Source organism: Kitasatospora sp. NRRL B-11411 (assembly GCF_000721345.1).
Classification (GTDB): domain Bacteria; phylum Actinomycetota; class Actinomycetes; order Streptomycetales; family Streptomycetaceae; genus Kitasatospora; species Kitasatospora cineracea.
The window spans coordinates 1-13,110 of record NZ_JOGH01000156.1 but is presented as its reverse complement, the minus strand read 5'-3'; the positions used below and the strand labels follow the sequence as shown (position 1 = coordinate 13,110).

Sequence of the window (13,110 nt, the reverse complement as noted above, 5' to 3'; positions counted from 1 at the left end):
CGCGGGCGTCGAGACCGGCGAGGGCGTCACCCACGCCGAAGTCCTGGAAGTCTTCGCCCGCAACGTCGACCGCCTGCGCACCGTCCTGTTCAAAGCCCTGGAATCACTGCCCACCACCCGCGACTGCCCCTGCTCCCACGCCCTGGACGGGATGGTCACCGGCCTGCCCGGGGTACCCTCCTGACGGCCCGGCGGACGAGGGCGGCGAGCGCGGCCGCAGTGGCGCTCGCGGCGAGGAACAGCAGCCCGTTGCGGAGGTACGGCAGCGGCAGCAGCGTCGGGTTCCCGTGGTCGTCGCCCGCCCGCAGCACCGCCGGAACGGCCACCGCACCCACCGCCGCCACGACCACCAGCCAACCCCGCAGCAGCGGCCGCCCCGTGAGAGCCGCCCCCACTCCGCACACCAGCGCCAGCCACACCCCGTCGTGCAGCACCAGCAGCCCGGCGGCCCACAGCAGCACGTCGAACGGGTCGCTGACGCGGGGGTCGGTGAGCAGGCCGGTCAGGCCGGTGAGGAGCAGGGCGAGGCCGCCGAGCAGGAGGGCGGTGCGGACGGGGCGCATGGGGGCTCCGGGGGAGGGAGGAGGGGCGGGGGTCAGAGGGGGTCGATCCGGGTGACCCACTTGGTCTGGAGGACGCCGGGGCGGTTCGGGGCGATCAGGCGGGCGGGGAAGCCGTGGTCGGGGGTCAGGGGGCGGCCGTCCAGGGCGAGGGCGAGGAGGGTGCGGGGGTGGTCCGCGTAGGGGGCGGGGACGTCGGTGGTGCGGTAGGGGCCGTCGGCTTCCAGGGAGGTGACGCGGACGGCGGAGCCGGGCGGAAGTCCGGCGCGGCGCAGCAGGTCGGGCAGCGGGACGCCGGTCCAGCGGCCGTCGGCGCTCCAGCCCTCCACGCAGGCGATCGGGAGGACGGCGGTGGTCTGGGGCAGGGCGCGCAGGGCGGCGAGGTCGAGGCGGTAGGGGGTCGGGCCGTTGACGGTGAGGTGCCAGTCGGCGGGGACGGTGGCGGTCCCGGCCTGCGCGGCGGTGCGGTTGACCGGGAGGGCGCTGCCGTCCGCGCCGGGGCGGCGCGGGGCGAACAGGTCGAGGGCGCGCAGCCACGGCACGGACTGGCCGGCCGTGGTCAGGGTGACCGCCCCGACGGCCGTCGCCGTCGCCGCCAGCAGGGCCCGCCGCCCGGCGAGCGGGACGGTGCCGGACCGCCGCCAGTGCGCGGCGATCGCCGGGGCCTTGACGGCGAGGTGGACCAGCAGCGCGCCGACGGCCGTCCACGCCGTCCAGTAGTGGGTCTGCCGGAACGGGAACGGCCACGGGTACCACTGCAAGGTGTTCAGCAGCCCGGTGAACAGCTCCAGCAGGACGGCCGCCACCAGGGCGGCGACCGCCGCCCGCTCCAGGGCGTGCCGCACGCTCCGGGCCGGCGGCCACTCGAACAGGCGCGGGTACACCGACCACAGCTTCGCGCCCGCCAGCGGGACCGCCGCCAGACCGCAGGCCACGTGCAGCCCCTGCGTCACCCGGTAGCCGCCGACCGGCCGGGTCGGCAGCCCGACCGCGAGCAGCCAGTGCGGCGGGTCCTGCAGCAGATGGCTGACCAGGCCGGTGGCGAAGCACAGCAGCAGCGCCGCGCCCAGCCAGCGGCCCAGCACCACGGCGGTGCGCGGTCCCCGGGCCGGGGACCGGAACGCCCCCGCCCGGAACGGGCCGCGCCGCAGCGCGTCGGGCGGGGCGGGCAGCGGCCGGTCGAGCCGCCGACGGGCAGCCGGAGGAAGGGAGTTCACGTCCTCCATCGAAGCGCGACCAGGCCCGGCGGACGGGCTGCGACCTGCTTACGGAATCCGAACGTCGGGCGGATCGGGAGTCGCGCGGGCGGATCGGGAGTTGCGCGGGCGGTTCGGCGGGGTGCTTACGGAACGCGAACGGCCGGGCCCGGCCCGGCCGTTCGGCGGCGCAGCGGTGCCAGGGTGGAGCGGTGACCGGACGACCCGCACTGCTCTGCGCCCTCGCCCTGGCGGCCCTGGCCGGGTGCCTCGTGCTGACCTTCACCACCGGCGGCACGCTCGGCAACCGCCCGCCGCTGTACGGCTGGTACGCCGCCGACGCGCTGCTGTTCGGCGGCGCGCTGCTCCTGCTGCGCCGGGTGCCGGAGCGGCAGGTGGCGCGGCTGGTGCTGGCCGGCGGGGTGCTGGTGGCCGCCACCGGGCTGCTCGTGCCGCCGCGCACCAGTGACGACGCCCACCGGTACGTGTGGGACGGGCGGGTGCAGGCGGCCGGGATCTCGCCGTACGCGCACGCCCCGCAGGACCCGGCGCTCGCCCCGCTGCGCGACCCCGGGCTGTTCCCGGCCGGCGACGGCTGCCGGGGATGGGACGAGCGGCGCACCGCCGACGGGGCCTGCACCCGGATCAACCGGCCCGCCGTGCACACCGTCTACCCGCCGCTGGCCGAAGCCTGGTTCCTCGCCCAGCACCCGTTCGGCGACCGGGTCCGCACCGCGCAGGCCGCCGGGGCGCTGCTGGCCGTCGCCACCACCGGCGCGCTGCTGGCCGTCACGGGCGGACGGCGGCGGGCCGCGCTGTGGGCCTGGTGCCCGGGCGTCGCGGTGTGGGCGGTCAACGACGCGCACGTGGACGTCCTGGGCACGCTGCTGACGGTGGCCGGGCTCGGCCTGGCCGCCCGGCGGAGGGCCGCGGCCGGCGGCGCGCTGCTGGGGGCGGCGACGGCCGTCAAACTGCTGCCCGCGCTGGCCCTGCCGGGGCTGCTCTCCGGGGCGCTGGGCGGCGCGAGGGGCGGCGGGGGCCGCAGTCGCGGGGCGTTCCGGGCCGGGCTCGGGGCGGTCGGGGCCGCGGGCGGGGTGTTCGCGCTGTGCTACCTGCCGTACGTGCTGCCGTCCGGCACCGGGGTGCTCGGCTACCTGCCCGGCTACCTGCGCGAGGAGGGCTACCGGCAGGACGGCCTGGAACGGTTCGGACTGCTGCGGGCGGCCCTGCCCGACCGGGCGGTCCCGTGGGCCGCCGGGCTGCTGCTCGCCGCGCTGGTCCTCCGGGTGCTGCGCCGGGGCGACCCGCGACGTCCCTGGCGGGGCGCCCTGCTGGTGACCGGCGGGGCCCTGCTGCTGGCCGGCCCCGGGTACCCCTGGTACGGGCTGCCGGTGGTCGCGCTGGCCGCCCTCGACGGCCGCTGGGAGTGGCTGGCGGTCCCCGCCGCCGCCCAGGTCCTGTACCTGGCGGGAGGGGAACGCGTGCAGCAACTCGCCTACGGCGCCGCCCTGTCGGTCGTCCTCGCCGCGGCCTGGCGGCGGTCCCGCCGGGCAGCGGGGGCGGCCGCGGTCCCGGGTCCGGTTCCGGCACCAGGTGCGGGACCGGCTCCGGCTCCGGCTGCGGAAGAGATGACGGAAGTCTGACAGCGCCTCCGCGGCCCTGGTCAACGGCCCGGCGGGCTGGTCGAATCGGCCCGTGGACGCAGACGACGGAACAGCCGGAACAGCCGGAACAGCCGGGACAGCCGGAACAGCCGGAACGGACGGGACAGCCGGAGCGGCGGAGCGCGGTGCGCCGGTCGGGCGGCGGGTGGTGCTCGGGCTGCTGGGGCTCGGGGCGGCCGGGGTCGCGGCCGGGCCCTGGCTGCAGCGCGCCCAGGACGCGGTCACCCGCAGCGACCCGACCGGGCTCACCGGGCTGCTGCCCGGCGGGGGCGGGTTCCGCTACTACTCGGTGACCGCCTCGGTGCCCGACCGCGGGGAGGCCGACTACACCCTCACCGTCGACGGCCTGGTGGACCGCCCGACTACCCTGCGGCTGGCCGACCTGCGGGCCCTCCCGCAGCGCCGGATCGTCCACGACGTGCAGTGCGTCACCGGCTGGCGGGTGCCGGCCACCCCGTTCGAGGGCGTTCCGCTGTCCGCGCTGCTGGACGCCGCCGGAGTGCGGGCGGACGCCCGCGCGGTGAGCTTCGGCTGCTTCGACGGCGCCTACACCGAGAGCCTGACGCTGGAACAGGCCCGCCGCGACGACGTCCTGGTCGCCCTGCGGATGCAGGACACCCCGATCGGCCACGCCCACGGCGGACCGGTGCGCCTCTACGTGGCCCCCATGTACTTCTACAAGTCCGCCAAGTGGCTGTCCTCGATCACCGTCACCGACACCGTCCGCCCCGGCTACTGGGAACGGCTCGGCTACGACGTGGACGCCTGGGTCGGCCGATCGAACGGACGCGACGATGCCCCGACCGCCTGACCGCCGGCCCCGCTTCACCCCCGCCCAGCGCCGGGCCCACCGCGCCACCGCCGCGCTGATGCTCGTCTGCCTGGCCACCGCCGCCTGCCTCTACCTGCCGCCGCTGTCCCAACTCGTCGGCCGCCGGAGGCTGTTGGCCACGGTGCACGAGTGGAGCGGCCTGCTGCTGCCCGTCCCCCTCCTGCTGGCCCTCGCCACCCGGGCGATGCGCCGCGACGCCACCCGGCTCGGCCGGTTCACCGCCGCCGACCGTGACTGGCTGCGCGCGCTCCGCCGCCGCTCCCCGCACCGGCCGGCCGGGAAGTTCAACGCCGGGCAGAAGCTGTACGCGCAGTGGACGCTCGGCACGATCCTGGTGATGCTCGGCACCGGCCTGCTGATGTGGTTCACCCACCTGGCGCCCGCGCTCTGGCGGACCGGCGCGACCTTCGTCCACGACTGGTTCGCGCTCGCCGTCGCCGTCGTGGTGGCCGGCCACCTCCGGATGGCCGCCCGCGACCCCGAGGCCCGGCGAGGCATGCGCACCGGCAGCGTCGAACGGGACTGGGCCGCGCGCGAGCACCCCCAGTGGACGGAGGAAGGACAGCCGGCCGGGGCGGAGCGGCGGACGGAAACCGCAGGGCGGGGGTGACCCCCTCCCCGACCCCCGGCCCCCGTGGGGTCAGGGGCGGTGGAGGGCGAGGAAGGACCGGCCGTGGGAGCGCCACTGTTCCCGGTGGGCCAGTCCGGCGGTGCGGGCGTGGCGCAGGGCGGCCGCCGGGCCGCAGCGGGCCCAGGGGAACGGGGGGCCGGCGCCGTCCGGGCCCTCCACCCGGACCGGCACCACCTCGTCGACCTCTTCCGGCGCGGTCTCCACCAGTACCAGCCCGCCCGGCGCGAGCAGCCCGGCGGAGCGGGCCAGCAGGGCGGCGGGGTCACCGCCGATGCCCAGGTTGCCGTCGGCGAGGAGCACCGCGCCCCAGCGGCCCTCGGCGGGCAGCCGGTCGAACACCGAGCGGTGCAGGGCGAGGGCGCCCAGGCCGGTGGTGCGGTCCACCGAGGCCGCGCAGACGTCCACTCCCAGCGCGGGCACCCCCGTCGCCAGCAGCTCCGCCACCAGCCGGCCCGGACCGCACCCCAGGTCGAGCACCGGTGCGGACAGCCCCCGGCAGCGGGCCAGCAGCCCGAGGTCCGCCCCGGCGGCCGGCGCGCACCAGCGCTCCACCTCCAGCGGCAGCCGCCCGCCGTCCGTCCGGCGCAACCACAGCGGTCCGCGTCCGGCCCGCACCGCCCGCCCGAACGGGTCGTCCGCCCAGGGCACGGCGCTCACCGCTCCGCCCGGGGCGGGCCGGCGGGGGAGCGGGGCGCGGCGGTGGTGAGCCGGGCGTGCAGGGCGGCGAAGCGGCCGCCCGGGGCCAGGGCGGCGACCCGGGCCGCGTCCTCGGGGTGGTCGACGTCCAGCAGCGTCGGCAGCCGACGGACCGTCAGGCCGGCCTCGTCGAGGCGGCGGTGCAGCGCGCGGCCGGTGCCGGAGGTGGACATCGGGACGCCGTGCAGCAGCCGGGCGGCCAGCGCCGGGGTCGGGCGGGCCAGGCCGAACGCCCAGAAACCGCCGTCCTCGGCCGGGCCGAACCAGGCGTCGACGCCCGGGCGCTCGGCGGCGGCGAGCGGCGCGGCCAAGGCCGCCGGGTCCAGCTGCGGGGTGTCCATGCCGACCAGCAGCGCGGGGGCGTCCGGGGCCAGCCGGGCGGCGTGCCCGAAGGCCGCGGCGAGCCGGCGGTCCAGGCCGCCGCCGTCCTGCGGCAGCACCTCCCAGCCTGGCGGCAGCCAGTCGCCCGGGGCGCCGTCGAGCACCAGCAGCCGCCGCCCGGCCGGGACGCGGCCGAGTGCCGCCAGGGTGTCGGCCAGCGCGGCCGCGGCCAGGGCCGCCGCCTGCTCCGGGGTGAACCGCGAGGTCAGCCGGGTCTTCACCCGCCCCGGCACCGGCGACTTCGCCAGCACCAGCAGCGTCGGCGGCGGCGCGGCCAGCACCGCCCGCATGTCGCGCACCGCCTGCCGGGTGCCGCGCACCGTCCCGGTCACCTTGGAGCGCCCCGCCCGCGGCCGGTAGTCGACCGGGACCTCGCCGATCCGCATCCCGGCCGCCGCCGCCCCGAGCACCATCTCCAGCGGGTAGCCCGAGCGGCGGTCGCCCAGCCCCAGCGCCAGCAGCCGGTCCCGGCGGGCCGCCCGCATCGGCCCCAGGTCGTGCAGCGCCGCGCCGGTCAGCGCCCGCAGCCGCCGGGCCAGCACCGCGTTCGCCAGCCGGGCGTGCGGCGGCCACGCGCCGGACGACACCGGCCGCCGCCGCCCCAGCACCAGGTCGGCCGTGCCCGCGAGCACCGGCCCGGCCACCCGGGGCAGCTGCGCCGGGTCCAGCGAGCCGTCGCAGTCCAGGAAGCACACCAGCTCGGCGTCGGCCGCCAGCAGCCCCGCGTGGCAGGCCGCGCCGAAACCGCGCCGCGGCTCCGTCACCACCGTCGCCCCCAATTCGGCGGCCAGCGCCGCCGAACCGTCCCGCGAACCGTTGTCGACCACGATCGCCCGCCAGCCGGCCGGCACCCGCCCGAGCACCCAGGGCAGCGCCCGGACCTCGTCCAGGCAGGGCAGCACCACGTCCACCGAGGACGGGAAGAGAGGAGGAGTCACAGCCGCCACGCTAACCACGTCGCCCCCGGCCGCGGCCGCTCCGCCGCCTTACGGAAGTCGTACGGAGGCCGTGCGGACGTCGTACGGCGGTCGTACGGAGGCCGTGCGGCGGGGAGAAGCGGGGCGGGGCGGGAGCGGGCGGGGCCGGGAGACCTTACGGAACCCGAACGGCGGCCCGGACGGCGGCCCGGACCGGACCGGCCCACCCGCCCGGGCTCGTATCCTCGGCCGGGTGACCCACAGCCCCGCCCCCGCCGAACCGCCGGAGCCCGCCCGCGTCCTGGTCGTCGACGACGACCCGACCGTCGGCGAGGTGGTGGCCGGCTACCTCACCCGGGCCGGCCACCTCGTCGACCGGGCCGAGGACGGACAGCACGGCCTCGACCTGGCCGAACGCCACCGGCCCGACCTGCTCGTCCTCGACCTGATGCTGCCCGGCCTGGACGGCCTCGAAGTCCTCCGCCGCCTGCGCGCCCGCCCCGACCGCCCCGACCTGCCCGTGGTGCTGCTCACCGCCAAGGGCGACGAGGCCGACCGGATCCTCGGCCTGGAACTCGGCGCCGACGACTACGTCACCAAACCCTTCAGCCCGCGCGAACTCGTCCTGCGCGTCCAGTCGATCCTGCGCCGCGCCCGCACCGCGCCCGCCCCCGCCGCCCCGCTGCACTCCGGCGACCTGGCACTCGACCCCCGAGCCCGCCGCGCCCACCGGTCCGACCGCGAACTCCCGCTCACCAGCCGGGAGTTCGACTTGCTCGCGTTCCTGCTCCGGCACCCCGGGACGGTGTTCTCCCGGCAGGAGCTGATGCAACGGGTCTGGGGCTGGGACTTCGGCGACCTGTCCACCGTCACCGTCCACGTCCGGCGACTGCGCGAGAAGATCGAGGACGACCCGGGCGCACCCCGACTGATCACCACCGTCTGGGGCGTCGGCTACCGCTACGACCCGGCCGGGCCGGACCAGGGTGCGGGCGTGGACACGGGCGCGGGCGGTGCGGCGTGAAGGACCTGCTGCTGATCGCGCTGTTCGCCGCGCTCGGGGCGGCCGCCGCCGGGCTGCTCGGCCTCGCCGCGCTGCGCCTGCTGCGCCGCCGCTCGCTGGCGCTCACGCTGTTCGCCGTCGCGGTGGTCAGCGTCCTGGCCGTCACCTCGGGGACGTTCGCGGTGGCCCAGGCGATGTTCCTCTCCCCCCACGACCTCGGGGTGGTCGGCACCGTCCTGGCGATGGCCTCGGTGGTCGCGCTGCTCACCGCCGCGCTGCTCGGCCGGCAGGTCACCGCGGGCGGCCGGGCGCTGGCCCGGGCGGCCCGCACCGTCGGCGGCGAGTCCGGGTTCACCCCGCCGGATCGGCCGCTGGGCCGGGAACTCGCCGCGGTCAGCGCCGAACTCGCCGCGACCAGTGCCCGGCTGGCCGAGTCCCGGGACCGCGAACGGGCCCTGGACACCTCCCGGCGCGAACTCATCGCCTGGATCTCGCACGACCTGCGCACCCCGCTGGCCGGCCTGCGCGCGATGGCCGAAGCCCTCGAGGACGGCGTCGCCGAACAGCCGGAACGCTACCTGGCCCGGATCCGCACCGAAGTGGAACGGCTCACCGGCATGGTCGACGACCTGTTCGAACTCTCCCGGATCCAGGCCGGGGCCCTCGCCCTGGCCCCCTCCCGGATCTCCCTGCACGACCTGGTCGACGACGCCCTGGCCGGCGCCCACCCGCTGGCCCGGCAGCGCGGCGTCCGGCTCGAAGGGCGGCGGATCGCCGCCGACCCGGTCGAGGCCGACCCCCGGGAGATCACCCGGGTGATCGGCAACCTGCTGGTCAACGCGATCCGCGCCACCCCGCCGGACGGCCTCGTCGCCGTCTCCGCCCACCGCGACGCCGACACGGTCGTGCTCGCCGTCACCGACGGCTGCGGCGGCATCCCCGAACCCGACCTGCCCCGGGTCTTCGAGACCGGCTGGCGCGGCACCCCCGCCCGCACCCCCCGCCTCCCCGGCCCCGCGGGCCCCACCGGCCCCGGAACGCCCGATGCCACCGACAGCGGTGCCGGTCTCGGCCTGGCCATCGTCCGCGGCATCGTCGAGGCCCACGCCGGCCGCGCCCGGGTCCGCAACGTCGACGGCGGCTGCTGCTTCGAGATCACCCTCCCCGCCGCGCGGAGCGGCTGACGGGTACGGAGGGGGAAGGGGGAGCAGCTCGGCTGACGGAGGGTCAGACCGGCTGCACGGCCGGGGCGGTGGCGAACTCGGCGAGGCCGGTGGCGAAGGGGACCCGGGGGAGCCAGGCGAGTTCGGTGCGCAGCCGGGTGGAGTCGGCGGTGATGTGGCGGACGTCGCCGAGGCGGTACTCGCCGGTGGTGCGGGGAGCGGGGCCGCGCAGGGCGGTGGCGAGGGCGCGGGCGAGGTCGCCCACGGTGCGGACCTCGCCGCTGCCCACGTTGTAGGCGCGGGTGCTGCCCGGCGGACGGTGCGGCAGGGCGGCGAGGGCGGCGGCGTTCGCGGCGGCGACGTCGGAGACGTGGACGAAGTCGCGGCGCTGGGCGCCGTCCTCGAAGACCCGGGGGGCCTCGCCGCGGGCGAGCGCGGAACGGAAGAGGGCGGCCACGCCCGCGTACGGGGTGTCGCGGGGCATGCCCGGGCCGTAGACGTTGTGGTAGCGGAGGGTCAGGACCCGGCCCGCGCAGGTGCGGGCCCAGGCGGCGGCCAACTGCTCCTGGGCGAGTTTGGTGACGGCGTACACGTTGCGCGGGTCGGCGGGGGCGTCCTCCGCGACCAGCCCGGGGAGCAGCGGGGCGGCGCAGCGCGGGCAGGGCGGTTCGAAGCGCCCGGCGGCGAGCTCCGCGGCCCGCCGCGGGCCGGGGGCGACCGGCCCGTGCACCGGGCAGCGGTACGCGCCCTCCCCGTAGACCACCATCGAGCCCGCCAGCACCAGGTCGCGCACCCCGCGCCGGGCCATCGCGGCCAGCAGCACGGCCGTGCCCAGGTCGTTGCACCCCGCGTAGTCGGGGGCGTCGTCGAAACCGGTGCCCAGACCGACCATCGCGGCCTGGTGGCAGACCGCCGACACGCCCGCCAGCGCCGCCTCCACCGCGTCGGCGTCCCGCACGTCGCCGTGCCGGAACTCCGCGCCCGGGGGCACCGCCACCGGCCGGCCCGAAGGGTGCACCGCGGGCAGCAGCGCGTCCAGCACCCGCACCTCGTGGCCGGCCGCGAGCAGCGCGCCGACCACCGCGGAACCGATGAAACCGGCCCCGCCCGTCACCAGGATCCTCATGCCCGGGACGCTACCCGGGCCCGCGCCCTACCCGGCCGGGACGGACGGCGCCGTCACGGACCGGTAAGGACCTCGCGCAAGGACCTCGCGCCGACGGGGGAGCCGGGGCCTTCGGGTTCGCCATGATCCGCTCTCCGGTGGGTGGGGAGGTGGGGGAGGTGGGTGGCCGGTCGGGGACTTCGGATCTCCGACCGGGGTGGAAGCGGGCAGCCCGGAGCGCAGGCCGAGGATCTGCCCGGGGCGGACATTCCAACGTTGGAACGAGCGGACAGAACGGCATGCAACCATCGGCCGCGCCGCATGTCCAGACCTCCCGCGAAAGTCCCGGGCGGCTCGGCCGGGGCGCTGCGGACTCCGCCGCGCCCACCGGGAGGAGGGGGCGGCACGCAGTATTGACTTCATTGGTTCAGTCCAAATAGGTTCACCGCGCAGAATTTGTACTGCACAACTCAACTGCCCCGGAAGGGTTCTGGCGCCCCCTCACCCTGCTTCAAAAGGGCGACCGCAGCGCTGCGCGCCACACCCTCCCCCCGCGTGCACCGGTGGACTTCGGCCCGGGCGCGTGCGGGGCACCGGCCCCCTCACCGATCCCCCGCGATCGGATCCCCACTCGGAGGCTGAACACATGCGACCCCAGCAGACACGGACACGACACCCGCGGTGGCGCAGAGCGCTCTCGCTGCTCCCCGCCGCCGCGCTCACGGTGGCCGCCACCATCAGCGCGACGACGACGGGCACCGCGGTCGCGGCGCCCGCGCCCCCGTCGGGCTTCTCGCTCACCTGGAGCGACGACTTCAACGGCGCCGCCGGCACCGGCATCGACCAGGGCCTGTGGAAGTACGACACCGGACCGGGCAGCAACTTCGGCACCGGCGAGATCGAGACCATGACCAGCAGCACCTCGAACGTCTACTACGACGGCCAGGGCCACCTGGTGCTCCAGGCGCTGCACTCCGGCTCCGACCCGCGGGCCGGCTGGACCTCCGGCCGGGTGGAGACCCAGTCGGCGGCCTTCGGCGCCCCGGCGGGCGGGGTGGTGCGGATCGAGTCCGTCCTCCAGCAGCCCGACGTCACCACCTCCAACGGCGCGGGCTACTGGCCGGCCTTCTGGATGCTCGGCGCGCCGCTGCGCGACGGGGTGACCTGGCCGAAGTCCGGCGAGATCGACGTCATGGAGGACATCAACGGCCGCAGCTCGGTCTTCAGCACGATCCACTGCGGGGTCAACCCGGGCGGCCCGTGCAACGAGTCCACCGGCATCGGTTCGGGCGAGCGCGCCTGTCCCGGCTGCCAGAGCGGCTTCCACGACTACGCGACCGAGATCGACCGCTCGGTGTCGCCCGAGCAGATCCGGTTCTACCTGGACGGGAACAACTTCTACACCGTCAACGCCAACCAGGTGGACGCGACGACCTGGGCCAACGCGATCGACCACCCGTTCTTCATCATCTACGACCTGGCGATCGGCGGCGGCTTCCCGGACGCCTTCGGCGGCGGCCCGAACGCGGCCACCGTCTCCGGCGGCAAGCTGATCGTCGACTCGGTCGCCGTCTACAACAAGGGACCGGGCTCCGGGGGCGGCGGTGGCACGGTGACGGGCCAGACCATCACCGGGCCGGGCGGCAAGTGCGTGGACGTGGCCGGTGACGACACCGGCGGCGACGGCACGGCCGTGCAGCTGTGGGACTGCCAGTCGGGCGCCAAGGACCAGCACTGGACCTGGAGCGGCCAGACCCTGCAGACCCTCGGCAGGTGCCTGGACATCGCGGGCGGCAACAGCGCCGGACCAGCGGCCGGTGCGTCGACTCGCCCTCGGGCGCCACCGCCAACGGCACCCGGCTGCAGATCTGGGACTGCAACGGCTCCGGCGCACAGAAGTTCGCCATCGGCACCCCGATCTACGGGCCGGGCGGCAAGTGCGTGGACGTGGCCGGTGACGACACCGGCGGCGACGGCACGGCCGTGCAGCTCTGGGACTGCCAGCCCGGCTCCCAGGACCAGAAGTGGACCTGGAGCGGTCAGACCCTGCAGACCCTCGGCAGGTGCCTGGACATCGCGGGCGGCAACAGCGCACCAGCGGCCGGTGCGTCGACTCGCCCTCGGGCGCCACCGCCAACGGCACCCGGCTGCAGATCTGGGACTGCAACGGCTCCGGCGCACAGAAGTTCGCCCTGGCCTGAGCGGACGGACACGGCGGCGCGGACCCGCGCGGGTCCGCGCCGCCGAACGTACTGCCGAGCGTGCTGCCGCAGGAGAGGAAGACCCGTGCGGCCGCACCGCTCCGGGCCCTTGAGCCTCGGATCGGAATGCACCCGATGGGGTGAAACGCCGCCCCGCGACCACGCCGCGGGCCCGGGCATCCCGAATCACCCGTGTCGCCCCGCCCGGGACGGCGCCCTCTTCCGACACCGAGGAGTCGACATGTCCGACACCCGCACGTACTTCGCCCTGACCGCGCTGGCCGCCACCGTCGTGCTCGGCACCGCCGGGGTCGCGTCCGCGTCCGCCGGGGCCGAGGGCGTCGCCGCCGGCTCGCCCGGCGTCCTCTCGGGCAACCTGATCCAGGTCCCCGTGCACGTCCCGGTCAACCTGTGCGGCAACACCGTGAGCGTCATCGGCGCGCTGAACCCGGCGTTCGGCAACTCCTGCGCCAACGTGGGCTGACCCGGCACACCACCGGCGGGCCCGGAGCTCACCGGGCCCGCACGGGCCGTCCGTCCGCCTGCCCGGGCGAACCGCCCGGGCTCACCACGAGCGACCCGCCGGCCGCGCGGTACCCGGACAGGCAAGACGGACCGAGGGCCCCTCCCCGACCGGGGAGGGGCCCTCGTGCGTGGCCGGTGGGTGTCAGGAGGTGGGCATCAGGACGGTGTCGACGATGTAGACGGTGGCGTTGGCGGTCTGGACGTTGCCGCACAGGACCTTGGAGTTGGTGTTGACG

The 13,110-nt window shown here is 76.9% G+C and carries 11 protein-coding genes and 5 pseudogenes; 9 read left to right on the top strand and 7 right to left on the bottom strand.

The genetic code is table 11. The features are described from left to right. A pseudogene (locus IH44_RS0136270) lies at window positions 1-184 on the top strand (5'-methylthioadenosine phosphorylase); the annotation flags it as partial. On the opposite strand, the gene IH44_RS0136265 reads toward IH44_RS0136270, so the two are convergent. Then, window positions 156-563: a hypothetical protein gene (locus IH44_RS0136265; protein ID WP_030464090.1), complete on the bottom strand. Its 408-nt coding sequence runs from the start codon at window positions 561-563 to the stop codon at window positions 156-158. The pseudogene IH44_RS0136270 and the gene IH44_RS0136265 sit on opposite strands and share 29 nt — an antisense overlap. Before the next feature lie 32 nt (window positions 564-595). Further along, a complete protein-coding gene (locus IH44_RS0136260) occupies window positions 596-1,711 on the bottom strand; it encodes a molybdopterin-dependent oxidoreductase (protein ID WP_051818043.1) in 1,116 nt (371 codons plus the stop codon). A 257-nt stretch (window positions 1,712-1,968) separates the two neighbouring features. On the opposite strand from IH44_RS0136260, the gene IH44_RS45925 reads away from it, so the two are divergent. The 3 genes from IH44_RS45925 (at window position 1,969) to IH44_RS0136245 (ending at window position 4,862) form a co-directional block, all read left to right on the top strand. Next, window positions 1,969-3,399 carry a glycosyltransferase 87 family protein gene (locus IH44_RS45925; protein WP_063759757.1) on the top strand — a complete coding sequence of 477 codons (1,431 nt, stop codon included), beginning with the start codon at window positions 1,969-1,971 and terminating at the stop codon, window positions 3,397-3,399. 169 nt (window positions 3,400-3,568) lie between these two features. Further along, the gene (locus IH44_RS0136250) at window positions 3,569-4,231 is read left to right on the top strand and encodes a molybdopterin-dependent oxidoreductase (RefSeq protein WP_369795041.1); all 663 of its coding nucleotides are present in this window, start codon (window positions 3,569-3,571) and stop codon (window positions 4,229-4,231) included. Further along, window positions 4,215-4,862, top strand: a complete 648-nt coding sequence (locus tag IH44_RS0136245; RefSeq protein WP_030464086.1) for a cytochrome b/b6 domain-containing protein — start codon at window positions 4,215-4,217, stop codon at window positions 4,860-4,862. The genes IH44_RS0136250 and IH44_RS0136245 overlap by 17 nt, the downstream gene beginning before the upstream one ends. 30 nt (window positions 4,863-4,892) lie before the next feature. Here the strand turns inward: IH44_RS0136245 and IH44_RS0136240 are convergent, their stop codons facing one another. From IH44_RS0136240 to IH44_RS48830, 3 genes and pseudogenes are all read right to left on the bottom strand, one after another. After that, window positions 4,893-5,540 (bottom strand): methyltransferase domain-containing protein, encoded by a 648-nt coding sequence (locus IH44_RS0136240; protein ID WP_051818040.1) that lies wholly within the window; start codon window positions 5,538-5,540, stop codon window positions 4,893-4,895. Next, window positions 5,537-6,250: a DUF2064 domain-containing protein gene (locus tag IH44_RS48835; RefSeq protein WP_232795231.1), complete on the bottom strand. Its 714-nt coding sequence runs from the start codon at window positions 6,248-6,250 to the stop codon at window positions 5,537-5,539. The genes IH44_RS0136240 and IH44_RS48835 overlap by 4 nt, the downstream gene beginning before the upstream one ends. Further along, window positions 6,224-6,871, bottom strand: a pseudogene (locus IH44_RS48830) (glycosyltransferase family 2 protein); the annotation flags it as partial. The pseudogene IH44_RS48830 and the gene IH44_RS48835, both read right to left, overlap by 27 nt. Window positions 6,872-7,130: 259 nt before the next feature. Here IH44_RS48830 and IH44_RS0136230 point away from each other — a divergent pair. Beyond that, window positions 7,131-7,901, top strand: a complete 771-nt coding sequence (locus IH44_RS0136230; RefSeq protein ID WP_232795230.1) for a response regulator transcription factor — start codon at window positions 7,131-7,133, stop codon at window positions 7,899-7,901. Then, the gene (locus tag IH44_RS0136225; RefSeq protein WP_030464082.1) at window positions 7,898-9,064 is read left to right on the top strand and encodes a sensor histidine kinase KdpD; all 1,167 of its coding nucleotides are present in this window, start codon (window positions 7,898-7,900) and stop codon (window positions 9,062-9,064) included. Before IH44_RS0136230 ends, IH44_RS0136225 begins: the two co-directional genes overlap by 4 nt. Before the next feature lie 43 nt (window positions 9,065-9,107). Here the strand turns inward: IH44_RS0136225 and IH44_RS0136220 are convergent, their stop codons facing one another. Next, on the bottom strand, window positions 9,108-10,169 hold the full coding sequence (locus IH44_RS0136220) for an NAD(P)-dependent oxidoreductase (RefSeq protein WP_030464081.1): 1,062 nt from the start codon (window positions 10,167-10,169) through the stop codon (window positions 9,108-9,110). Window positions 10,170-10,794: 625 nt separating this feature from the next. Between IH44_RS0136220 and IH44_RS49905 the strand changes: the two are divergent. From IH44_RS49905 to IH44_RS0136210, 3 genes and pseudogenes are all read left to right on the top strand, one after another. Next, window positions 10,795-11,520, top strand: a pseudogene (locus tag IH44_RS49905) (hypothetical protein); the annotation flags it as partial. 329 nt (window positions 11,521-11,849) lie between these two features. Then, window positions 11,850-12,182 (top strand): annotated as a pseudogene (locus tag IH44_RS49900) (ricin-type beta-trefoil lectin domain protein); the annotation flags it as partial. Window positions 12,183-12,590: 408 nt separating this feature from the next. Then, entirely contained in the window at window positions 12,591-12,833 is a 243-nt protein-coding gene (locus IH44_RS0136210) for a chaplin (protein ID WP_030464079.1), read from the top strand. A gap of 183 nt (window positions 12,834-13,016) precedes the next feature. Here the strand turns inward: IH44_RS0136210 and IH44_RS45920 are convergent. Further along, window positions 13,017-13,110: pseudogene (locus IH44_RS45920) on the bottom strand (fasciclin domain-containing protein); the annotation flags it as partial.

Bases quoted from the DNA above. Each gene is read 5' to 3' on its own strand.
- IH44_RS0136265 (WP_030464090.1), bottom strand. From the start codon at position 563: ATGCGCCCCGTCCGCACCGCCCTCCTGCTCGGCGGCCTCGCCCTGCTC.
- IH44_RS0136245 (WP_030464086.1), top strand. From the start codon at position 4,215: ATGCCCCGACCGCCTGACCGCCGGCCCCGCTTCACCCCCGCCCAGCGC.
- IH44_RS48835 (WP_232795231.1), bottom strand. From the start codon at position 6,250: ATGCGGGCGGTGCTGGCCGCGCCGCCGCCGACGCTGCTGGTGCTGGCG.
- IH44_RS0136220 (WP_030464081.1), bottom strand. From the start codon at position 10,169: ATGAGGATCCTGGTGACGGGCGGGGCCGGTTTCATCGGTTCCGCGGTG.
- IH44_RS0136210 (WP_030464079.1), top strand. From the start codon at position 12,591: ATGTCCGACACCCGCACGTACTTCGCCCTGACCGCGCTGGCCGCCACC.